Raw genomic sequence first — 23,112 nt, forward strand, 5'->3', positions numbered from 1 at the left:
TGAGGAGCAAGCATGAGCTCGAAGTTCACGGATTATATCGTCAAGGATCTGAGCCTCGCGGAGTGGGGACGCAAGGAAATCTCCATCGCCGAAACCGAGATGCCCGGCCTGATGGCAACCCGCGAAGAATACGGCGCCACAAAGCCCCTCAAGGGTGCGCGCATTGCCGGTTCGTTGCACATGACGATCCAGACGGCCGTGCTCATCGAGACACTTGCCGCTCTCGGCGCCGACATCCGCTGGGTCTCCTGCAATATCTACTCGACCCAGGATCACGCCGCGGCAGCCATCGCGGCCGCTGGCATTCCGGTGTTCGCTGTCAAGGGCGAGACGCTGAAGGATTATTGGGACTACACCGCAAAACTGTTCGATTGGCATGGCGGCGGCCATCCGAACATGGTCCTCGATGACGGCGGCGACGCCACGATGTACGTCCACCTCGGTCTGCGCGCCGAGAACGGCGATACCGCGTTCCTCGACAAGCCGGGTTCCGAAGAAGAGGAAGTATTCTTCGCGTTGCTCAAGAAGCAGCTGAAGGAAAAACCCAAGGGCTACTTCGCTGGGATCGCCAAGAGCATCAAGGGCGTTTCGGAAGAAACGACCACGGGCGTGCATCGCCTCTATGACATGCAGAAAGCGGGCACGCTGCTTTGGCCCGCCATCAACGTCAACGACAGCGTCACCAAGTCGAAGTTCGACAACCTCTACGGCTGCCGTGAATCGCTCGTCGACGGCATCCGCCGCGGGACCGACGTCATGATGGCCGGCAAAGTCGCGATGGTTGCGGGTTTTGGCGACGTCGGCAAAGGTTCGGCCGCGTCGCTCAGAAACGCCGGATGCCGTGTCATGGTCTCGGAGGTCGATCCCATCTGCGCGCTTCAAGCCTCGATGGAAGGCTACGAAGTCGTAACGATGGAGGACGCCGCACCTCGCGCCGATATCTTCGTTACCGCAACCGGCAACAAGGATATCATCACGGTCGATCATATGCGGGCCATGAAAGACCGCGCGATCGTCTGCAACATCGGCCACTTCGACAACGAGATCCAGGTCGGCGGTCTCAAGAACTTCAAATGGACCAACATCAAGCCGCAGGTGGACGAGATCGAATTCCCGACCGGCCGGCGCATCATCTTGCTGTCGGAGGGTCGGCTCGTGAACCTTGGCAACGCGATGGGTCACCCGTCGTTCGTGATGTCGGCATCCTTCACGAACCAGACCCTCGCCCAGATCGAACTCTTCACGAATGAGGGCAAGTATAAGAAGGAAGTCTACACCCTTCCGAAGCACCTCGACGAAAAGGTCGCGATGCTGCACCTGGCGAAGATCGGTGCCAAGCTGACCAAGCTGCGCCCCGACCAGGCCGCCTACATCGGCGTAAAACCGGAAGGTCCGTTCAAGTCCGATCACTACCGGTACTGAGTCTGAGTGGCCCTCGCCGTCCAACATAAATGAAGGGGCTTCGCCAATGGCGACAGCCCCTTTTTTCGTAAAATCTCGATGCCGGACGCAAAAAGACGCGGCCCCGGGGAAACACTTCAAATTCGTTTCTTTTTGGACCGATTGACCGCGCTGGCGATAGCGTCTCCCACGCCCCATACTCGTGTTGATTCGTATCCGAATCAGAGCCGGCGCACGTGCACCCAAGCCAGGGGAGCGCGGGCGCCTATGCGGGCTGCAATGGAACTGATGCGCGCCACTTCTCCTCACGATCCGAAACTCACGACGCGGCTTCAGTTGCTGCTGCTATTGATCGCGGCGATGGCGTGCGTCGCAACCATGCTCGCGACCTTCGTCGATGGGCATCACATCGGCTCTGTCGAATTCGGTCTGCGCCATCTTTGGCTGATCGCCGCTGTCGCGGGCGCAGCGATCACGTCGATCGCAATTATCTGGCACATGGGCAGCATCGCCCGGCGCGAGGCGCGCGCTGCAAAGGCCGAAAGCACGCAACTCCGGCGCAACCTCGCAGCCGCCGACGCAATCATTCGCGCCGAGCCGCAGGTGCTCATTTTTTGGGAGCAAGGCCAAGCGGTACGGATCGTCTCGCACACGCTGACCAGCGTTCCAGGGCTGCCCGAACACCACGCCGAAATTCTACGCTTCGGCCAATGGCTCGAATCTGGCTCCGCTCAGGCCCTGAAAGCGGCGCTCGACAAGCTCTTCGTCAACGGCCGCTCCTTCAGCGTCATTGTGAAAACGCTTGCGGGCGGCGTCATTGAAGCCGAAGGACGTGCTGCCGGTGGACGCGCCGTTCTGCGCCTCAAGGACATCTCAGGATACAAACTCGAACTCTCCAAAGTCGAGGAACTACAGGCCGCGCTCGCCCGCGACATTCGGTCGAGTCGCGCCCTCCTGCACACGCTGCCCATGCCCGTCTGGCTTCGTAGCATGGATAACCGGCTCATCTGGGTCAACGCCGCCTACGTCGCCGCCGTCGACGCCAAGAACGAAATTGAAGTCCTTGAACGTCAGATCGAACTGTTGGAGGCGCGCCAGCGCAAGGCCGTCGCAAAGGCCGTTGCTGCCGGCGATACGTACAGATCGCGCGTACATCTCGTTGCGGGCGGCGAACGCAAAGCCCATGACGTAATCGTTCTGCCTCTCGATGGCATGACGGCAGGCGCCGCGATTGACGTCACCGACATCGAAAGCGCCAAGGGCGAACTTGAACGCCAGATCGCCGCTTACGATCGCACGCTCGATCGCGTCGAGACGGCTGTCGCGATCTTCAATCCCGAACACAAGCTCGTTTTTTATAACGCGGCATTTGCGAAGCTCTGGTCGCTCGATCCCGACTGGCTCGCAAGCCGTCCGAGCGACAGCACCATCCTCGACCGGCTCCGCGAGATCGGCGTGCTCGAACCCGTCGTCAGTCATCGCGATTGGAAAGCACAGATCCTTGCCTGCTATCGCACCGGCGCGCCGCTCGACGACACCTGGAACCTGACCGATGGCCGAATTTTGCACGTCATGGCCGAGCAACGCCCCGACGGCGGCGTTACATTCCTGTTTGCCGACGAAACCGAACGCCTCGACCTTGAAGCCCGTTACAACGCCTTCATCGACGTCCAGCGCGAAACGCTCGACAGCCTGAAGGAGGCCATCGCGGTGTTCGGCACCGACGGCCGCCTCAAGCTCTTCAACAAGGCCTTTTGCAATCTCTGGCAGATGCCTGCTCGCAAGCTCCAGGAATTGCCGCACGTCGGTGAAGTCATCGCAGCCGCTCAGACACTGCATGCCGACAATGAAACGTGGCTCCGCATCGGCCGCGCCGTGACCGCGTTTTCCGACGAGCGCGAAACCTTCTCAGGCCATATGAGCCGGTCCGACGGCGTGGTCATCGATTACGCGTTGATGCCGCTTCCCGACGGCGCCACACTCCTGACCTTTGCCGACGTGACCGACACCAAACGCGCCGAGCGTGCACTTCGCGAACGCAATGAAGCTCTCGTCGCCGCCGACCGCCTGAAGACGAATTTTATCGGACACATTTCCTACGAGCTACGGACGCCGCTGACGAGCATCATCGGTTTTACCGACATGCTGGCGAGCCCCGTATTCGGCGAACTGACGCCGAAACAGCGCGAATACCTGGCCGACATCATGTCGTCGTCGAAGACGCTGCTCGCGATCATCAACGACATTCTCGATCTCGCCACTATCGATGCCGGAGCCTTGCAGCTCAAGCTGGCGCCTGTCGGCGTGCGTGCCATCATAGATGCCGCGATCCTCGGTATCCGCGAGCGCGCCGTGCGCAACAGGTTGACAATAGAAATCGCTGTCGCCGATGACGTCACGGAGTTCATCGCCGACGAAGCCCGCATGCGGCAGGTGCTCTACAATCTCCTGTCGAATGCCGTCGGGTTTTCGAAGATGGATGGGACGATAAAGCTCGCCTGCTGGAGCGAGGCGGGGAATATCGTTTTCCGTGTCGAAGATGATGGCATCGGCATCCCGAAAGAACAGATCGGCCGCATCTTCGAGCGCTTCGAAAGTCGCAGCCATGGTTCCGATCACCGCGGCGCGGGTCTTGGACTGCCGATTGTCAAGAGTCTCGTGGAACTGCACCACGGCACCATAGAAGTCACGTCCGAGGAAAATCGGGGAACGTGCATAATCGTTCGCATTCCCCAACGGCCAGCCGCGTCCGCGGATAACGCAACATGGTTGGCAGGCGGCGGCCAGGCAGCGTAATAAGGCGCGATGAATGTAATCCTGTTCCGCGACCTGACCGAAAGCGACGTTGTCCGTCTCGCCGACGAAATCGCTTTTTTTCTGCAGCCCGGCGACACACTGTGTCTTGAAGGCGATCTCGGGACCGGCAAATCGACCTTCGCCCGCGCATTGATCCGAACGCTATCGAACGATCCTGCGCTGGACGTCCCGAGTCCGACGTTCACGCTCACCCAATCCTACGAAGCAACGCGCTTCGAGATCGCGCACTTCGATCTTTATCGCCTCACCGATCCGAGCGAACTCGACGAGCTCGGGCTTGAAGCAGCTTTAGCCCGCGGCATCGCGGTCATCGAGTGGCCCTCGCATGGAGGCGGCCGCATCCCTGCTGAGCACCTCGCCTTGAATCTCAGTGAGGGCCGCGCAGAACACCTGAGAACGATTGAGCTCAGTGCCTCGCCCGGTTTCATCGACCGATTGGAACGCTTCGCCGCCATCCGCGAATTTCTGGCGAGCGCGGGTTGGGGCGCTTCGGACATCAGAGTCATCTATCTCCAAGGCGACGCTTCTCCGCGCCGCTACGCGCGCTTGACCAAGCCCGATGGCGCGCACGCGCTGCTCGTCGATTCACCCCGGCGCCCCGACGGACCACCGATCCGCGATGGTAAGCCCTATAGCGCGATCGCGCATCTCGCCGAGGACGTGACAGCCTTTGTGGCAATCGGCGACGCGCTCCGCAAGGCAGGTATCTCTACACCGGAAATTTTCGCTCAGGACCTCGACCGGGGATTGCTCATTATTGAAGACTTCGGTGACAAGGTCTTTGGCTCCGAAATCGTAAGCGGAGCCGATCAAAAATTACTCTGGCAGCGCGCCACCGATTCCGTCGTGGCGCTCCAAAGCACGCCGCCGCCACAACGCATGGCCCTGTCGGACGGAACAACCTTCATACTGCCGCAAGCCGATGAAGCCGTCCTTGATATCGAGACGCAACTTCTGCTCGATTGGTATTGGCCCGCAATCTACGGAAAACCTGCGCCGCAGTCCGCTCGCGACGAATTCACGAGCGAATGGCACAGCGTTTTCTCTCGCGTTCTCCAACAGCCGCCCGCATGGCTGCTACGTGATTATCATTCGCCGAACCTCATCGCGCTCGACGAACGCACCTCGCCCCGCGACGTGGGCATCATCGATTTTCAGGATGCGATGAGCGGTCCAGCCGCATACGACCTCGTTTCATTGCTTCAGGATGCGCGCGTGACTGTTCCTGTACGCCTCGAAAAGGACCTTCTCGACCGTTACATCGCCGCCATGAAAAAGCGCGATACAGCCTTCGACGAGACGGAATTCCTCTTTTGCTATGCGGCACTCGGAGCGCAGCGCAATACAAAGATATTGGGAATTTTTGCACGCCTCGCGATGCGCGACGGAAAGCGCCGATACCTCGCCCACCTCCCAAGGATCTGGGGGTATCTCGAACGCGATCTTGCCCACGAGGGTCTTCAGGCGCTCAGGGCGTGGTATGACCGAAACCTGCCTGCGAAACTCCGCACGCAATCTCTGACGATCTGAACGAAATCCGGAGACACCCCGCCGATGACCTCCACGAAGCGCCTATCCAGCGCCTTTGTGTTAGCCGCGGGAAAGGGAGAGAGGATGCGTCCGCTTACGGCAACGTGCCCGAAGCCCCTCATACCCGTGGACGGAAAATCACTCATCGACCACGTGCTCGACCGCTTGGCGGATGCCGGCATCAAACAAGCTATCGTCAACGTGCACTATCTTGCCGATCGGATCGAAAACCATCTCGCGCACCGCAAATCGCCTAAGATTATCATTTCGGACGAGCGCGACACACTTCTCGACACCGGCGGCGGCGTCATGCGCGCCCTTCCCAAACTCGGCCGCGATGCTTTTCTGATCCATAATTCCGATTCTATCTGGATCGAGGGTATGGGCTCGAACCTGAACCGGCTGATCGATTCATGGGATGAAAACGCAATGGATAGTCTCCTCCTCGTCGCCTCCGTCGCCATGAGCACCGGCTACGACGGGCCGGGAGATTTCAATATGGACGCAACGGGACGTCTTACACGCCGGTCCGGTGTGCGGCTGGCGCCGTTTGTGTTCGCAGGTGTGTCGATCGCCCATCCCCGCCTTTTCGAAGGCGCTCCGAAGGGTCCGTTCTCGCTGAACCGCGTTTGGGACAAAGCCATCGAAGCGGGACGCCTTTTCGGCGTTCGCCTCGAAGGCATCTGGATGCACGTCGGCACGCCCGACGCAATCGACGATGCGGAAAAAGCGATATCGGAATCGATGAGGGCCGGTTCGGCTTTGCCGGGAGCGGATTGATGGCACCGAACATTTTCACCCTGCCGCCAGGCGTTCCGTTTCTTCAAGCGCTCGCACGTGCCATTCTGGATGGCGATCTTCCAACGCAGGGCGGACGCCCACCCGAACGCCTTTCGCTGCCGAAAATCACGCTGCTTCTGCCAACCCGGCGTGCCGCCCGCGCCGCCCGTGATGCATTCCTATCCGTTGCCAACACGCGAGCAATCATCCTGCCGCGTATCCGTCCAATCTCCGAAGGCGAAGACGACCGATCGCTTATCGCGACACTTGCCGAAAGTGGCGCATCCGGTGCGGACGCGCTTGAGCAGCCACCGGCGATTGAATCCCTGGATCGCATCCTCGTTCTAATGCAGCTCGTGGGCCGCTGGCGCGAACAAATAGCGCGATCACAATCCGATAAAAGCTCAGGCGCAACACCGGCTCAGGCTGCACGGCTGGCGACCGAACTCGCCAAGCTGATGGACGATATCGAACGCGAAGGCGTCTCGCTTTCAGGCATAACCAATCTTGTCCCCGAAACTTACGCGGAACACTGGCAGAAAACCGTCGACTTTTTGAAGATCGTCACCGAGCTCTGGCCTAGGTATCTCGAAGCTGCAGGACAAACCTCACCGGAAGCACGCCGCAACACGCTAATCCGCGGTGAAGCGACGCGCATTTCCAAGCTGAAACCCGAAGAAATCGTCATCGTCGGGGGCGTCACCGGTTCAATTCCGGCGACAGTTGAACTGATGCGCGCCGTCCTCGCCCGGCCGATGGGAGCCATTGTGCTTCCGGCGCTCGACCAATCATTGGATGACGAAAGCTGGACCGCCATCGCGCCAGAGCATCCGGAACATCCGCAGTTTGGCCTGAAGAAGCTGCTCGACGCTTTGAACATCCAACGGCGCGATGTCCGCACGTTGTCCGGCATCGCTCTCGACGACACGGGCCGTCTGCGGGCGGATTTTTTCAGCGAAGCAATGCGGCCGTCAATATCGACGGACAAATGGCATCGCTACGCCGCCGAAGCTGACAAAACGCAACTGACGAATGCGCTTTCCGATGTTTTCCTGATCGAAGCGCCATCAGCGCAGGACGAAGCCGAAACAGTTGCGCTGATATTGCGTGAAGCCGTCGAAACGCCTGGACAAACCGCCGCTCTCGTTTCGCCCGATCGTGTGCTAGCGCGGCGCGTAGCGATCAGGCTCGAAGCCTGGGGCATTCGCGTCGACGACAGCGCCGGTCGTCCTTTCGCCAAGACCGTGCCAGGCGCATTCCTTGCGCTTGTCATCAACGCCGTCGTCAGCGGCTTTGCTCCCACGGAAACGATGGCCCTCCTGCGCCACCCGCTCTGCCGCGTCGGTTTCAAACCGTTCGATATCCGCCGTTATGCGAGAGCACTCGAAATCAGCGCTTTCCGCGCCCCATACCTCGGGCGCGGCATCGACGGAATTCTTGCCGCACTCGAAACATCCGCACGCGATCGCGCGGAAAAAAAGCGCATGCACCCGGCGGCGCAACGCCTCTGGTCAGAAGACTGCGACGGCGCGCGCGAACTCGTTACGCGTATGGCTGCTGCATTCGAGCCGTTGAACGACCTCTATTCGGCGGCTGACGAGCACCCCCTATCAGGCTTCGCACGCGCCCACGCTGAAACCGCCGAGGCACTCGCCGCGCTACCGGACGACGAAACACCAAAACCGGAATCGCAAAATCCGCTTTGGCAAGGCGAAGCAGGGGAAGCGGCCTCCCGCTTTTTCGCAAAGCTCCTCGACGAGGACACACCCCCAATATCGATTCACCCCGCCGATTACGCAGACCTCTATGCGGCGCTTCTCGCGCGCGAAAACGTCCGCGAGCGCACAGCGGTGCATCCACGCGTATCGATTTGGGGGCCTTTCGAAGCGCGCTTGCAGCAGCCGGACATTTTGATCCTCGGCTCCCTAAACGACGGGACGTGGCCCGAATCCGCCGAGCCAGGCGCATGGCTCAATCGTCCGATGCGCCGCGAGCTTGGCCTGCCTTCGCCTGAAGAAGAAATCGGTCGCGCCGCGCACGACTTCACCTCGCTGCTTGGCGCCAGAACAATCTATTTCACGCGCGCCGAAAAGGTTGACGGCGTACCGACTGTACCGTCTCGCTGGCTGATGCGCATCAGGGCACTCCTGAAAGGCATGGACCTTGAATCTGTGCTCAAGCCCGAAAAGCCTTGGCTCGCTTGGGCACGCGCACGCGATCGCATCGACGAAGCCCGGCGCATCGTTATCAAACCGCCCGAACCGAAACCCGACGTCGCGCTCCGTCCACGCAGGATGAGCGTCACTGAGATAGAACGTTGGATCGCAAACCCTTATGCGACCTACGCTCGCCACATCTTGAAGCTGGAGCCGCTACCGCCGCTCGGTACATCGCCTGACGCAAGCCTGCGCGGTGGTCTCGTCCACGACGTTCTCCGCCGCTTCTCGGAAAAGTATCCGGCGAATTTACCGGACGCGCCGTTAGTGGAGTTGGAACGCTTGGCGCAACAGGTCCTCGAAAGCTTTACCGGCCATCCGCTCATCGCAGCATTCTGGCTGCCACGCTTAAAACGCTTCCTCTCCTGGTTCGCCGAAAGCGAGGGCAACCGGCGCGAGGGCGTTCGCAACGTCATCGCCGAAATTTCTGGAAGTCTCGTGCTCGCATCCGGCAGAGAGCCTTTCACGCTTACTGCGCGCGCCGACCGCATCGATGACAAAGGCGATGCAATCGTCATCACCGACTACAAAACGGGAGCCATTCCAAATCACGAATGGGTCTTGAACGGCCGCGCACCCCAGTTGCCACTGGAGGCCGCAATCGCTCTCGCCGACACTGGCTTTCCCCACCTTGGCAATCGATCGGTCGAAGCGCTTCGTTACGTCCGCGCCTCCGGCGGTGAGCCCGCGGGCGAAGAACGCCTCGTCAAATCCGACGACATCGCGGGCCTTGCCCAGAAAGCCCGCCAAGGTCTTGAACGCCTGATCATCGAATACGAGAATCCGGCAACACCCTATCGCGCCGTTCGCCGCCCCGGCTACAACTACGATTACGACGCCTATGCGCAGTTGGCGCGCGTGGCAGAATGGTCCGCGCATGTCGATGAGGAATCGTCCTCATGAACCTCGAAACAAAACGTCTCTCTCTCGAAACGCTCCAGCAGGAAACCAACCGGCATCAGAGACGCGCGGCTGACCCGTCCGCGTCGGCGTGGGTCAGGGCGAACGCCGGAACGGGCAAGACGCATGTGTTGACCTTACGCGTGCTCCGGCTGCTGCTCGCCGGAACGTCGCCAGAACGCATTTTATGTCTGACCTACACCAAGGCCGCGGCAGCCGAGATGTCCCGCCGCGTCTTCGACCGTCTCGCAGGCTGGGTCACCGCCAATCAAGAATCTCTCCAAAATGAAATTGGCGAGATCATCGGCAGCGAACCTTCTGCAGAGATGTTGCAACTGGCGCGACGGCTCTTCGCGCGCGCCATCGAACCGCCAGGCGGTCTGAAGGTTCAGACGATCCACGCATTCGCCGAACGCCTCCTGCAGAGATTCCCGCTCGAAGCAGGCGTACCGCCGGACTTCAAAATCCTCGACGATTCAGCGGCAAACGAAATGAAAGCCCGGGCCGTCGAGCAAACCTTGATGGATGCGACGTCCAATCCGCAGTCGCCGCTTGGACAGGCTCTCGACGTGATCGTTCGCTACGCCACCGATGCGCAGTTCGAGAAATTGATTGATAATGCCGTCAAGGAACGCCGATGGCTCGACGTGACAAGCCAGCGCGAAGCGGGCGTCACACTCGAAGACGTCTCCGCAATGGAAACGTACCTCCGGCAAACTCTAGGTGTCCGCGCCGGGGTTGCCGCCGCCGATCTCCACCGCGAATGCGCAAATGTGCTTTCCGATGACGACATGCGCGAACTTGCCGGACATCTCGCGACCGGCAAAACATCGGATGTGAAGCACGTCACCAAGCTCACCGAAGCAATCGGCATTTTCGACTCCGGACGCCGCATCGAAGCTTTTGCGAGCTATTTCCTGAAAACCTCCGGCGAGCCGCGCCAATCGCTGATGACAAAGGCGCTGGCATCCGCAAAACCCGGACTGAATAGCCGCTGTCAGGCCGCACAACAAAAATTTTTCGCGTTGAGGAACGAACTTAAGGCGCTGACACTCGTCGAATCGTCCATGGCGCTCCATGCGCTCGCAGGCATTATCCTCCAGCGCTACACAGAAATGCGCCGCATTGCCGGTGCGCTCGACTTCGACGATCTGATCGTGAAAACAAAATCGCTGCTCGAAGGAGAGAACGGCCAGGCACAATGGGTTCTCTACAAGCTCGACGGCGGTCTCGACCATATTCTCGTCGATGAAGCGCAGGACACCAGCCCCGAACAATGGCAAATCGTCCAAGCTCTCGCGCACGAATTCTTTTCCGGCGAAAGCGCACACAACGGCACGCCTCGAACGATTTTCGCCGTCGGCGATGAAAAGCAGTCGATCTACTCGTTCCAGGGGGCCGACCCGAAGATGTTTGCGGATGCCGGAGACCGGTTTGCCGCGCTTGCCCGCGATGCTGGATTGGTGTGGAATCCAATAGAACTGACGATGTCGTTTCGTACCGTCGCACCAGTTCTCGCGGCCGTCGATCACGTCTTCGCACAACCCGATAGGACGCCCGGACTGACGGCAAGCGGCCCACCGCCGCGTCACAACGCTATCCGTGTCGGCCAAGCGGGACTCGTCGAGATTTGGCCGGCCGAAAAGCCCGACGATCCGGCCCCCGCCGACCCATGGAGCCCGCTGTCCGATGCGAGCGAACGTTCCCCTGCCAACCGTCTGGCGGAACGTATCGCAGACACGATTAAGAGCTGGCTCGATAGTGGTGAGAGATTGGCCTCCGAAGACAGGCCGATCCGCCCTGGCGATATCCTGATCCTCGTCCGGAAGCGCAATCCGTTCGCGATCCCCATGGTCGCCGCGTTGAAACGACGAAACATCCCGGTCGCAGGGTCCGACAGAAGCACCCTGACCGATCAAATCGCCGTTCAGGATTTGATGGCGCTCGGCGATTTTCTGATCCTGCCCGAAGACGACCTCGCGCTGGCGAACGTGCTCAAAGGACCAATCTTCGATTTCGACGACGACGATCTGCTCGCCATCGCGCCGAGCCGAAAAAGCAAGACACTTTGGACCGCGCTACTCGACAGCGTCCACATGAAGCCCGCGCACAAGAACGCCGCGGAAACCCTCAAACACTGGCGCTCCAAGGCCGACTTCACGCCGCCCTTCGAATTTTTCTCCAATGTCCTGGATCGCGATGGCGCCCGCGAAAAATTTTTGCACCGTCTTGGCCCCGAGGCTGCCGACGCCATCGACGAATTTCTCGACCTGGCATTGAGCTATGATGACGGCACACCGCCGTCTCTCACCCAGTTTCTCGCCGATGTCCGGACACTCGAACCCGAAATAAAACGCGACATGGAGCACGGGCGCGACGAGGTTCGCGTGATGACCGTACACGGAGCCAAGGGCCTTGAAGCTCCAATTGTCTTCCTTCCCGATACCTGCACGACGCGATCCGGCGATATCGCTGGAGCAAGCCTGGTAAAGCTTTCGCATCTCCAGCATCCTGCCGACATTCCCGAACCGATCGTCTGGGCCGTAAAGGGCACGTCCGGTGTCCAAGCGGTTTCCTTGGCGCGGCAATTCCGCGAAGCGCGCGAGCAGGAAGAACGCAACCGCTTGCTTTATGTCGCGATGACGCGCGCCCGGGATCGCCTTTACATCGCCGGTTTCGAAGGCAGAAGACCACCCGATCCGTCCTGTTGGTATAACGTCATTTCGGATGCACTTCGCCCATTTGCCGATGAGATCGACGCTGGACAAGATCGAAAGATCTTACGCATCTCATCGCCACAGCTCGCGGAGCCCAAAAAGCCGCAAGACGAAAAAACGCGCATCATCGATGCCGTGGATAGACCTGCCTTCGCGACAACGCGTATACATCCGGAACCAAAGCTGTCCGTACCTCTCGCGCCCTCTCGGCTTGAACCCTACGCACCTGATGCCGAAGGGGAACCCGTAATTCCGGTAAAACGCGATATGGCGCACACGTTTGACGGCCCATCGCCACTTGCAGGAAATGCCGAGCATCGCTTCCTACGCGGAAATCTGACACACGCGTTGTTGCAACATCTGCCGTCCGTTGACACGGCGGATCGCCGCCGGATTGCAATGGCATTTGTCGAAAAGCGTGGTGCTCAGCTGACCCCAAGAGCGCGCGCCAGCATCGTCCGCGAAACGCTCGAAATTCTTTCGACGCCCAATTTCGCCGCGCTTTTCGGGCCGAACAGCATGGCGGAGGTGCCAATTGCCGCAGTCATTCCGCGCGCCAAAGGCAAAGGCCCCGCGCTCGACCTTTCGGGCCAAATCGACCGACTCGCCGTAACGAAAGACGAGGTGTTGATCGTAGATTACAAGACGAACCGCCCGCCGCCATCCGATGTTCAATTCGTCGCGGCCGCATATCTGTATCAACTCGCGGCATATAGACTGGCACTTGGGGAGATTTACCCCGGTCGTCGGGTCCGCGCCGCGCTGCTATGGACCGATGGCCCGCACCTGATGGAGATCCCCACAGACGTTCTCGATAGCTTCGAATCACGGCTTTGGGACTTGGATGTCCAGAGCCTTGACGCTCCCTAGGGCAATACCTACTTGTGGGGTCGGTTTTCCCGGTTACGCGAACGCCGTAGAACGGGTCCGGCCCCATCCCCCGGCCTCGAAATGGAGAATGATCAATGGCTAATGCTGTGACAGACGCAAGCTTCGACGAAGAGGTTCTGAAGTCGAGCGAGCCCGTTCTCGTCGATTTTCATGCGACGTGGTGCGGCCCCTGCAAGGCCATGGCACCCGCGCTCGATCAAGTCGCAAAAGAACTTACGGGTAAGGTCAAGGTCGTGAAGGTCGACGTTGACGAAAACCCGCGTGTGACGGGCACATACGGCATTCGTGCCATGCCCACATTGCTGATTTTCAAGGGCGGCAAGGTTGCGGCACAGCATACGGGCGCAATCGTGCAGAAGAAGAAGCTCGAAGACTGGATCAATTCAAGCGTTGCAGCTGCCGTCTAAGCACCAGCTACTGATACTCCCCAACTCAAAGGCCCTGCGCATGCCCGCAGGGCCTTTTTTTAAATTCGCCGCCGCCGATCATCCGGCGCGGCGCGGCTCCCCTCCCCGAAACTCGCTAATTACGAATGTCGTCAACACTCGGGACGACGACAGCGAACATATCATGCAGCCCCGTGAGGCTCGCCTCGTGCAAGTCCTTCGCCGACGTAACGCCGCCCGTTGGACTCGGTAGCGAACGCGTGGCCGTCGCATTGGCCACCACGATGGGCCTGTATCCATGATTGAACGCTGCACGCGCGGTCGAGTTGACGCAGACGTGCGTCATGAACCCGACAAGAGCCACGTCTTTGACACCGTAGCCCTTAAGCAATTCGTCGAGATTCGTTTTCTCGAAAGAACTCGGATAGGTCTTGACGACAACCGGCTCGCCCTCGCGCGGCTGCACGACATCTGAAATCGCTCCAATCGGAGCGTTCACATCGTACGGGGATCCTGCCCCCGCATCGTGCTGAATGTGAATGACCGGGCGGCCAGCATCACGATAACGCGCCAGAAGTTTCTGACACTCAACAAGCGCGGGTTCGACACCTTCAAGCTGCATGATGCCTTCGCGGTAAGTATTCTGGCAATCGATCAAAACGAGCGCCGAGTCGGCGATAGACGTCGGTGAATTGTCCAGACCGGCGATATCGCGTAGCGTCTTTGATGCGGGCATGCTGCGTCATTCCTTTCTTTTTCAATCGCGTTATTTGACCGCTCAGACCGGCGGATGTTCCGCGCCTGTTGGCGGCGGACCAAGCGCATCGAGTGCGTCGCTCTCCGCGTCGGTGAAGACACGCGACCGCGTCAGGAAACGGACGCCCTCGGGAGACTCGACCGAAAAGCCCGAGCCGCGTCCCGGCACGACATCGATGATAAGGTGCGTGTGCTGCCAATACTCGAACTGCGAGCGTCCAATGTAGAACGGCTGACCGCCGATCTCGCCCATATAGACATCCTGCGCGCCGACTTTGAACTCGCCGCGCGGATAGCACATCGGCGCACTGCCATCGCAGCATCCGCCGGATTGATGGAAGAGCAATGGCCCGTGAATGCCGGCGAGCTTCTTAATTAGTTTCAGAGTCGCCTCCGTACACGAGACGCGCGAAACCTCTGCCTTTGGCTTTTCTGGCGTTACGACCGACATCAACTTTCTCCAAAATCTGAGCAGCAAACGCCTTCCGATACCGGCGTCAGAGTAAAGCGCATGCTGTGCGCAGCGGCGATTGAAAATCCGATCGCTGGTCCCGGAGCAACGTCCAGCACGTAAGCCTCGGCTCGGCACCCGATACTGCCTTCGCGATCCTCCATGGCGTAGACTGGAACGCCCTCAACTTCGCCCAGCAAGTGATCCCGCGCTCCAATCCGCAAAGCATCCGCTGGAAGGCAGATCGGATATTGTCGCCCGCCAACCCGGCCGCCGCTCGTATGAAACATCAACGCTCCATGCTCCGCCACAGCACGACGCAGCGCAGTGGAAGCCCCCGGCGTGGCCGAAATTTGTGCGGAAGTCATCCGTCGACCTCATACAGCGCGATTACAAGCGTATATGGCTATCCGCGGCAGCCGAATGAAGGGCTGAAACGAAAGCGGGACGCCCTCGACTATCGAATGCGCCCCGCCAAACCTCTCGATTGCCGAAGCTCTAGAAGAAGCCGAGAGCTTTCGGGCTGTAGCTAACGAGCATGTTCTTCGTCTGCTGATAATGATCGAGCATCATCTTGTGCGTCTCGCGGCCGATACCCGACTGCTTGTAGCCGCCGAACGCTGCGTGCGCCGGATAGGCATGATAGCAGTTGGTCCATACGCGGCCGGCCTTGATGCCACGACCCATGCGATAAGCGCGCGTGCCGTTACGCGTCCAGACGCCGGCCCCGAGCCCGTAGAGCGTGTCATTGGCAATCGAGAGTGCTTCGGCATCGTCCTCGAATGTCGTGACGGAGACGACCGGACCGAAGATCTCTTCCTGGAACACGCGCATGTTGTTGTGGCCTTCAAGAACTGTCGGCTGCACGTAGTAGCCTTGCGCCAGTTCGCCACCGAGGTTCGCGCGAGCACCACCCGTCAGAACGCGTGCACCCTCGCCCTTGCCGATCTCGATGTAGCTCAGGATCTTTTCGAGCTGATCGTTCGATGCCTGCGCGCCGATCATCGTCGTCGCGTCCATCGGATGACCCTGCTTGATCTTCACGACGCGCTCCAGAGCACGCTCCATGAATTTCTCGTAGATCGAACGCTGGATAAGCGCACGGCTCGGACAGGTGCAGACTTCGCCCTGGTTGAGAGCAAACATCGTGAAGCCTTCGAGGCACTTGTCGAAGTATTCGTCGTCGGCATCCATCACGTCTGCGAAGAACACATTCGGCGACTTGCCGCCGAGTTCGAGCGTGCAAGGAATGATGTTCTCGGATGCGTACTGCATGATGAGGCGCCCGGTCGTCGTCTCACCTGTGAACGCGATCTTGGCAATGCGCTTGTTCTGAGCAAGCGGCTTGCCAGCTTCGACACCGAACCCATTGACGACGTTGACAACGCCTTCGGGCAAAATATCACCGATGAGGTCCATCAAAACCATGATCGACATCGGCGTCTGTTCGGCCGGCTTCAGCACGACGCAGTTGCCGGCGGCCAGCGCAGGCGCAAGCTTCCACACCGCCATCAGCAGCGGGAAGTTCCACGGAATGATCTGACCGACAACACCGAGCGGCTCATGGAAGTGATAAGCGACCGTGTCGTGGTCGATCTCCGAAATCGACCCTTCCTGCGCCCGAATACATCCGGCGAAGTAGCGGAAATGATCGATCGCAAGCGGCAGGTCGGCATGCGTCGTTTCACGGATCGGCTTGCCGTTGTCGATCGTTTCGACGAGAGCGAGAACATCGAGATTTTCTTCCATGCGAGTGGCGATCTTCGCCAGCACGCGCGCGCGTTCGGCTGGAGCAGCGTTGCCCCACGCTTCGCGGGCCTTATGCGCAGCATCGAGTGCAAGCTCGATATCCTCAGCCGTCGAACGCGCAATCTCGCAGACCGGCTGGCCGGTAATGGGGGTCACGTTCGAGAAATACTGGCCGCGCACCGGGGCAACCCATTTGCCGCCGATGAAATTGTCATAGCGGGACTTGATGACCTGCCGGCCTTTCAGCTTGTCCATAGCCACATGCTGCATCGCGGGTCTCCTCCGATTGATTATGTGCTTGGGGCATCTTCTGGGGCGAAGTGATAGCCCAGGCCCCCAGCACGAAGCCAGAGCGGCCGTCTCGTTCATTAGTAGGGACAGGCCCAAGCTTGGCTGTTCGATGTTTGTCTCGACGGCCGAAAGCCGGTTGAGCCGACCGGCACCTAGTCTATGACATCGGGGGCGAAAGCGTAACCATAAGCGCTTCGACGCGCGTACTATTGCAATTGCTGCTGCGAGAGAACGTGTCCGGCAAGATAAAGCGAACCGCAGATAAGAACCCGCTTCGGACCCTTAGGGAGCGTCGCAATCGTCTCCAAAGCGTCGATCACGTTTTCGCGATCTGTCGCCTGCATGCCCGCACCCCGCGCAATTTCCGCGAGGTTTTCTTGCGTGTGCGGGTCCTCGTGCGCGCCCGGTATAGGCACCGTGTAGATGGCGCGAACGAGCCCTCGGAACGGCGCAAGAAATCCCAGCGCATCCTTCTGTCCCATCATGCCGACAATAAGATAGACGGGCTTTGGCGATTTCTCGTCGAGCGAAGCAAGCGTGTCAGCGAGCACATCGCCCGCTGCCGGATTATGCCCGCCGTCGAGCCAAAGCTCCGCCTCTTCGCCGAGGATGTCGAGGAGCGGCCCAGACGCGATCCGTTGCATGCGTGCCGGCCACTCGACCGTGCGAAGCCCGATTTCAATGGCGTGTTCATCGAGTTTCAGCGACGGCATCCGGTCGCCAAGCACAAGAGCGGCGGCGATAGCCGTCCCTGCATTGACGATCTGGTGCCGGCCGACGAGGGCGGGCAGCGGCAAATCCAGGAGACGATCATCGCGTTGAACGACGAGACGCCCAGTCTGCTCGTAGGCATCGAACTCGCGGCCCCATACCGAAAGCTCAGCACCGACCGTCCGCGCGCGCGCCTCGATGACCGACAAAACCTCGTCCGGCTGCTGCGATACGACGCCTGCAACGCCGCGCTTGAGAATTCCGGCTTTCTCTCCCGCAATCTTGCTGAGAGTCGGACCAAGCTTCTCTGCATGATCCATTGAAATAGGCGTGATGACCGTCAACGCCGGATTGGTAATGACGTTGGTTGCATCGAGGCGGCCGCCAAGACCGACCTCAAGCAACAGAACGTCAGCGGGCCGCTCGGAGAACGCGAGGAACGCCGCAGCCGTCGTTATCTCGAATTGGGTGATGTCATCGCCGTCGTTGACGGCCTGCACGCGCATCAGCACATCGACGAGACCGTCCTCATCGATCGGGTGGGCAATTCCATCCTCACCCGCGAGCACAATCCGCTCATGAAAGTGCACGAGATGCGGCGACGTATAGACATGGACGCGTTTGCCGGCCGCTTCCATAAACGCACGCAGATACGCCGTGACCGACCCTTTGCCGTTGGTCCCGGCGATATGCACCACAGGAGGCAGCTTCTGCTCGGGATGGCCGAGTTTCTCAAGGAGCCGCTCGACCCGGCCGAGCGACAGGTCAATCAGCTTCGGATGAAGAAGCATGAGATCGTTCAGCAGCACATCGCTCGAAGGCCGGGTCTTCGACGGGGTCATGGCAGTCGTCTTTATTTTTGTTGTTTTCCCGATCAGGCGCCGTGCGGCGCATCCTTGCCGCTGGCACCCGTAGCTGCATCGTCTCGGCGTTTATCCGACTTCCGCGGTTCGAACCGCTGACTGTTCGGAACGACTTCCGGCTCGACAACGCCACCCGTCTCACGTGCGGCCGTTTCCATGACTTTCGCATCGACGGCCGCACCGTTCATGTATGGCTTGCCGTTCATCTTGCGCGCGTCTTTAGATTTCGCGACGTGGGCTCCGCCCATCAACAGTCGGCAGACGCGCGACAGCGTCTCGCGCAATTGGTGGCGATGGACGACCATGTCGACCATGCCATGCGAAAGCAAATATTCGGCGCGCTGGAAACCATCGGGAAGCTGCTCGCGGATCGTCTGCTGAATGACGCGCGGACCCGCGAAGCAAATCAGTGCGCCTGGCTCCGCGATATGAACGTCTCCAAGCATCGCGTAAGATGCCGTGACGCCGCCCGTCGTCGGATCGGTGAGAACGACGATATACGGCAGCCGGGCGTCCTTGAGGCGTTGAACCGCAATCGTCGTGCGGGGCATCTGCATCAGCGACAGGATGCCTTCCTGCATACGGGCGCCACCCGACGCGGCGAAAAGAATGAACGGCGACTTCATCTCGACGGCGCGCAGCATACCCGTTATCAGCGCTTCGCCCGCAGCCATGCCGAGCGAGCCCGCCATGAAGCGGAAGTCCTGAACGGCTGCTACGACTTTCTGCCCGTCGAGCTGACCTTCGCCAACGAGAACGGCATCCTCAAGCTTGGTCGTCGCCTTTGCGTCCTTTAAGCGATCCGTGTATTTCCGGCCATCGCGGAACTTGAGCGGATCCTGCTGCACGGCCGGAACGGCGACGACCTGATAATCGCCCTGATCGAACAGATGGCGCAGGCGCTGCTGCGAATCCATTCGCATATGGTAGTTGGAGCCAGGGACGACGAACTGGTTGGCTTCGAGGTCTTTGTAAAAGACCATCTCGCCCGTCTCCGGGCATTTCACCCAGAGATTGTCGGGCACCTCGCGCTTCGCTGTCGACAACAGACCGCTGATCTTCGGGCGGACAACGTTGTTGATCCAATTCACTCGGGCAGGCTCCTCGTAGTCCGCTGCAAAGTGTGCTTACCGCTTTCACGTGCGGGCACGACGTCAAGCTCGCGGTCGGCTGCTATCAATTTAGCGCCACACCTTTGGCTTGCGCTAGGCACTGCACAAAATGGGGTGCAGAGGCGACATTCCCAATAGAGCCAATCGTCTCGCCACGCTAGCCGGTGCACAACGCTGCGCTTAATTCTTTCACCAGCCCCAACACCGCGTTTGGAGTGGCTGGTGTCGCCTCACCCCTTGATCCCAAAGATTTTTCTATCTTCGAGACCAGGGCGGACCCGACAACCACCCCATCGGCGACTTTCGCCAAAGCTTGTGCTTGTTCCCCAGATTTCACGCCGAAACCCACAACCACAGGAAGCGAGGTATCGGCTTTAATCGCGCTCACATGCTTCTGAACGTCGTTTACCACAGGAGCCGCGGCGCCCGTAATCCCAGTGATCGAGACATAGTAAACAAAACCCGAGGTGTTCTTAAGGACCGCCGACAGACGCGCCTTGTCCGTCGTCGGCGTCGCAAGCCGGATGAAGTTGAGTCCAGCTTTCAGCGCCGGGAGGCAGAGTTCATCGTCAGCCTCGGGCGGCACATCCACGACGATGAGACCATCAACCCCCGCGCTCTTGGCGTCCTTGATGAAGCGCTCGTTACCGTAGACGTAGATCGGGTTGTAGTAGCCCATCAGAACGATCGGCGTCGTATCATCCTTGGCACGGAAATCGCGCACCATCTGGAGCGTCTTGATCATCGTCTGTCCGGCCTTCAGCGCCCGTTGAGACGACGCCTGGATCGCCGGACCGTCCGCCATCGGATCCGAAAACGGCATGCCGAGCTCGATCACATCGGCGCCGGCGCCCGCGAGTCCGCCAAGGATCGCCGCACTTGTTTCGAGATCGGGATCGCCGGCCGTGACGAATGTAATCAACGCTGGGCGCTTCTCTTTCTTCAGCGCCGCGAAGCGCGCGTCGATACGTGTTTTGTGCATAGTCATTTTTATATTTTCATGCCGAGGTGCTTGGCGACGGTGAACAGGTCCTTGTCGCCGCGGCCCGACAGGTTCACGACGAGCAGGTTGTCCTTCGGCAGCGTCGGCGCGAGCTTGATGACATGCGCCAGCGCATGGCTCGGCTCAAGTGCGGGAATGATGCCTTCAAGTTTCGTGCAAAGCTGCAGCGCGCTCAGCGCCTCTTTATCCGTCACGGCGACATACTTCACACGTCCGATGTCCTTGAGCCACGAATGCTCCGGACCGACGCCCGGATAATCGAGACCTGCCGAAATCGAATGCCCTTCGAGGATTTGTCCATCGCCGTCTTGAAGCAAATACGTTCGATTACCGTGCAGCACGCCCGGCGAACCGCCATTCATCGACGCCGCGTGACCGTTTTCGACGTCTAGCCCGTGACCGCCCGCTTCGACGCCGTAAATCGCGACATCCTTGTCATCCAGAAACGGATGGAAAATGCCGATCGCATTCGACCCGCCGCCGATGCACGCGACGAGCGTATCGGGTAAGCGGCCTTCCGCCTCCATCATCTGCTCGCGCAGTTCCTTCCCGATGATCGACTGAAAATCACGAACCATCGCCGGATAAGGATGCGGCCCTGCCGCCGTGCCGATCAGATAATACGTGTCGCGAACGTTCGTTACCCAATCACGCAACGCTTCGTTCATTGCATCTTTGAGCGTGCCCGCACCCGACTTCACCGGATTGAGCTTCGCGCCCAACAGCGCCATGCGCGCGACGTTCGGTGCCTGACGTTCGACATCGGTCGCACCCATATAAATCTCGCACGGCATGCCGTACTTGGCGCAGACCGTCGCGACCGCAACGCCATGTTGGCCCGCACCGGTCTCGGCAATGATCCGCGTCTTGCCCATGCGGCGCGCAAGTAGAATTTGCCCAAGGCAATTGTTGACCTTGTGCGAGCCCGTGTGATTGAGCTCTTCGCGCTTGAAATAGATCTTCGCGCCGCCAAGCTCAGCCGTCATGCGCTCGGCATGATAGAGAGGGCTCGGGCGCCCGCCGTAATGGCGATTGAGAAAATCGATCTCGCGCTGAAATTCGGGATCCGCCTTCGCCGCCTCGTAGGCGCGCTCCAATTCAAGGATGAGCGGCATCAGCGTTTCGGCAACGAACCGGCCGCCGAACAATCCAAAAAAGCCCCTGTCGTCGGGACCGGTCGCGTAGCTGTTGAGCTTCGCTTCATCGGTTTTCTTCTGCGTCGTCGCCATCGAATACTACCTGAGCCGCGGACCGCGTTTATTCTGTCAACCCTGATTAGCCGTCTTTACCGCGCGAAGAAAGCGGCGGATCAAGTCCGCGTCCTTAACCCCGGGCGCTCGTTCGACGCCGGAGGAAACATCGACAACAGCCGGACGCGTCACCCGAATAGCGGCTTCGACGTTGTCCGGAGAGAGGCCCCCCGAAAGCATGAACGACATTTGATCAGCAACGCCCTGCAAAATGTTCCAATCGAACGTTTGCCCGTGCCCACCGGGCCGCGTCGCACCTTCCGGAGCCTTGGCATCAAAAAGGATCATGTCCGCAAAATCGACATACGCATTTGCGGCCGCCACGTCTTCGGCGACCCAAACAGGCACGGCTTTGATAACAGGCCGTCCGAATTTTTGTTTGATGGCGACAACGCGCTCCGGCGTTTCTCCGCCATGTAATTGCAGAAAATCCGGCGCAATCTCTCGCACGATTGTTTCGAGTGCCGCATCGTCCGCATCGACCGTCAGCGCCACGATCTTAGCTTTGCCTTTCGCTTCTTGGGCCAAGCCTCTCGCCGCTTCGAGATCGACATGGCGCGGGCTCGGCGCAAAAAAAACGAAACCAAGGTATTCGGCCCCCTCGTCGATGGCCGCGCGCAAGGCTTCTCGCGAATTGATTCCGCAAATCTTGGCCTGGATTGTCATAGGCGGGGCATCACGGCGCCGGCGCGCCGACAAGACGGCGCTTTTGCCAACGTTTCAAAGCAATGAATGTCCAAACGCCTTCCACCAATCCGAACGGCCACGCGCCTTGCAAGAAGCCATAAACCGACCCCATCGCGCAGGCGATTGCAAATCCCAACACGCACCAGGAACTCTTATCCTCAAGGGCGTAAAAAAGCAGCATCAGGGATACGGCGACAAGGCCGAAGAACGTCAACGCGTCAAATGTCATTGGCGTAGGCCGTCAATGGCTTGCGATGGCAAGATCCGAGCCCGTGCTGACCGCGGCAGCTTCCCGCTCGCGCGTGAGCCGCTCGGCTTCCGCTTGCCACCGTGCGGCCCGTTGACCTTGCGCCCGCGCCGTTTGCCGCCATCGGCTCTGCCCCAGCCACGTAGCTATGCCGCCGAGAATGACTCCGACGACAAGCGCACCGAGCAAATAGAGATAAAAGGGTAATGCGATCGATAGCGCCGGATTTTCCGGCTTGAACGGATCGAGGATCAACGACACCGGTTGGCGGTTCGATACGGCGATCGCGATCAGTACGGCGCCAATAGGAAAAGCAACAAAAAGCGCTAAAATACGCCTAAACACGATCGCACC

General features: G+C 59.8%; 18 protein-coding genes. 7 read left to right on the top strand and 11 right to left on the bottom strand.

What is annotated here, in order from left to right; translation table 11 throughout:
* The first annotated feature begins 12 nt into the window (after window positions 1–12).
* The 7 genes from ahcY (at window position 13) to trxA (ending at window position 13,659) form a co-directional block, all read left to right on the top strand.
* Window positions 13–1,422 (top strand): adenosylhomocysteinase, encoded by a 1,410-nt coding sequence (gene ahcY, locus VHB22_RS13490; protein ID WP_325457501.1) that lies wholly within the window; start codon window positions 13–15, stop codon window positions 1,420–1,422.
* A gap of 246 nt (window positions 1,423–1,668) precedes the next feature.
* Window positions 1,669–4,197, top strand: coding sequence for a sensor histidine kinase (locus tag VHB22_RS13495; protein WP_325457502.1), 2,529 nt, complete (start codon window positions 1,669–1,671; stop codon window positions 4,195–4,197).
* A gap of 9 nt (window positions 4,198–4,206) precedes the next feature.
* On the top strand, window positions 4,207–5,748 hold the full coding sequence (tsaE, locus tag VHB22_RS13500; protein ID WP_325457503.1) for a tRNA (adenosine(37)-N6)-threonylcarbamoyltransferase complex ATPase subunit type 1 TsaE: 1,542 nt from the start codon (window positions 4,207–4,209) through the stop codon (window positions 5,746–5,748).
* A gap of 24 nt (window positions 5,749–5,772) precedes the next feature.
* Window positions 5,773–6,528, top strand: coding sequence for a nucleotidyltransferase family protein (locus VHB22_RS13505; RefSeq protein ID WP_325457504.1), 756 nt, complete (start codon window positions 5,773–5,775; stop codon window positions 6,526–6,528).
* Window positions 6,528–9,647, top strand: a complete 3,120-nt coding sequence (gene addB, locus VHB22_RS13510; protein ID WP_325457505.1) for a double-strand break repair protein AddB — start codon at window positions 6,528–6,530, stop codon at window positions 9,645–9,647. The genes VHB22_RS13505 and addB overlap by 1 nt, the downstream gene beginning before the upstream one ends.
* Complete coding sequence (gene addA / locus VHB22_RS13515) at window positions 9,644–13,231, top strand: double-strand break repair helicase AddA (protein ID WP_325457506.1); 3,588 nt, start codon at window positions 9,644–9,646, stop codon at window positions 13,229–13,231. Before addB ends, addA begins: the two co-directional genes overlap by 4 nt.
* 95 nt (window positions 13,232–13,326) lie before the next feature.
* Entirely contained in the window at window positions 13,327–13,659 is a 333-nt protein-coding gene (gene trxA / locus VHB22_RS13520) for a thioredoxin (protein WP_325457507.1), read from the top strand.
* A gap of 115 nt (window positions 13,660–13,774) precedes the next feature.
* Here trxA and VHB22_RS13525 read toward each other — a convergent pair whose 3' ends face one another.
* From VHB22_RS13525 to VHB22_RS13575, 11 genes are all read right to left on the bottom strand, one after another.
* Window positions 13,775–14,374: a cysteine hydrolase family protein gene (locus VHB22_RS13525; RefSeq protein WP_325457508.1), complete on the bottom strand. Its 600-nt coding sequence runs from the start codon at window positions 14,372–14,374 to the stop codon at window positions 13,775–13,777.
* Between the two features lie 42 nt (window positions 14,375–14,416).
* On the bottom strand, window positions 14,417–14,845 hold the full coding sequence (locus VHB22_RS13530; RefSeq protein WP_325457509.1) for a DUF779 domain-containing protein: 429 nt from the start codon (window positions 14,843–14,845) through the stop codon (window positions 14,417–14,419).
* Entirely contained in the window at window positions 14,845–15,213 is a 369-nt protein-coding gene (locus VHB22_RS13535; RefSeq protein ID WP_325457510.1) for a DUF779 domain-containing protein, read from the bottom strand. Before VHB22_RS13535 ends, VHB22_RS13530 begins: the two co-directional genes overlap by 1 nt.
* Window positions 15,214–15,343: 130 nt before the next feature.
* Complete coding sequence (gene adh / locus VHB22_RS13540; protein WP_325457511.1) at window positions 15,344–16,864, bottom strand: aldehyde dehydrogenase; 1,521 nt, start codon at window positions 16,862–16,864, stop codon at window positions 15,344–15,346.
* A gap of 227 nt (window positions 16,865–17,091) precedes the next feature.
* Window positions 17,092–18,438: a folylpolyglutamate synthase/dihydrofolate synthase family protein gene (locus tag VHB22_RS13545; protein ID WP_325457512.1), complete on the bottom strand. Its 1,347-nt coding sequence runs from the start codon at window positions 18,436–18,438 to the stop codon at window positions 17,092–17,094.
* A 32-nt stretch (window positions 18,439–18,470) separates the two neighbouring features.
* On the bottom strand, window positions 18,471–19,550 hold the full coding sequence (gene accD / locus VHB22_RS13550) for an acetyl-CoA carboxylase, carboxyltransferase subunit beta (RefSeq protein ID WP_325457513.1): 1,080 nt from the start codon (window positions 19,548–19,550) through the stop codon (window positions 18,471–18,473).
* Window positions 19,551–19,728: 178 nt separating this feature from the next.
* A complete protein-coding gene (gene trpA, locus VHB22_RS13555) occupies window positions 19,729–20,559 on the bottom strand; it encodes a tryptophan synthase subunit alpha (RefSeq protein ID WP_325457514.1) in 831 nt (276 codons plus the stop codon).
* Between the two features lie 2 nt (window positions 20,560–20,561).
* The gene (trpB, locus tag VHB22_RS13560) at window positions 20,562–21,803 is read right to left on the bottom strand and encodes a tryptophan synthase subunit beta (RefSeq protein WP_325457515.1); all 1,242 of its coding nucleotides are present in this window, start codon (window positions 21,801–21,803) and stop codon (window positions 20,562–20,564) included.
* Window positions 21,804–21,839: 36 nt separating this feature from the next.
* A complete protein-coding gene (locus VHB22_RS13565) occupies window positions 21,840–22,490 on the bottom strand; it encodes a phosphoribosylanthranilate isomerase (protein ID WP_325457516.1) in 651 nt (216 codons plus the stop codon).
* Window positions 22,491–22,500: 10 nt separating this feature from the next.
* Complete coding sequence (locus VHB22_RS13570; RefSeq protein WP_325457517.1) at window positions 22,501–22,740, bottom strand: hypothetical protein; 240 nt, start codon at window positions 22,738–22,740, stop codon at window positions 22,501–22,503.
* A gap of 12 nt (window positions 22,741–22,752) precedes the next feature.
* Window positions 22,753–23,103 carry a LapA family protein gene (locus VHB22_RS13575; RefSeq protein ID WP_325457518.1) on the bottom strand — a complete coding sequence of 117 codons (351 nt, stop codon included), beginning with the start codon at window positions 23,101–23,103 and terminating at the stop codon, window positions 22,753–22,755.
* Between the last annotated feature and the right edge of the window lie 9 nt (window positions 23,104–23,112).

The sequence above is a fragment of the Hyphomicrobium sp. genome, from assembly GCF_035548195.1.
Classification (GTDB): domain Bacteria; phylum Pseudomonadota; class Alphaproteobacteria; order Rhizobiales; family Hyphomicrobiaceae; genus Hyphomicrobium_B.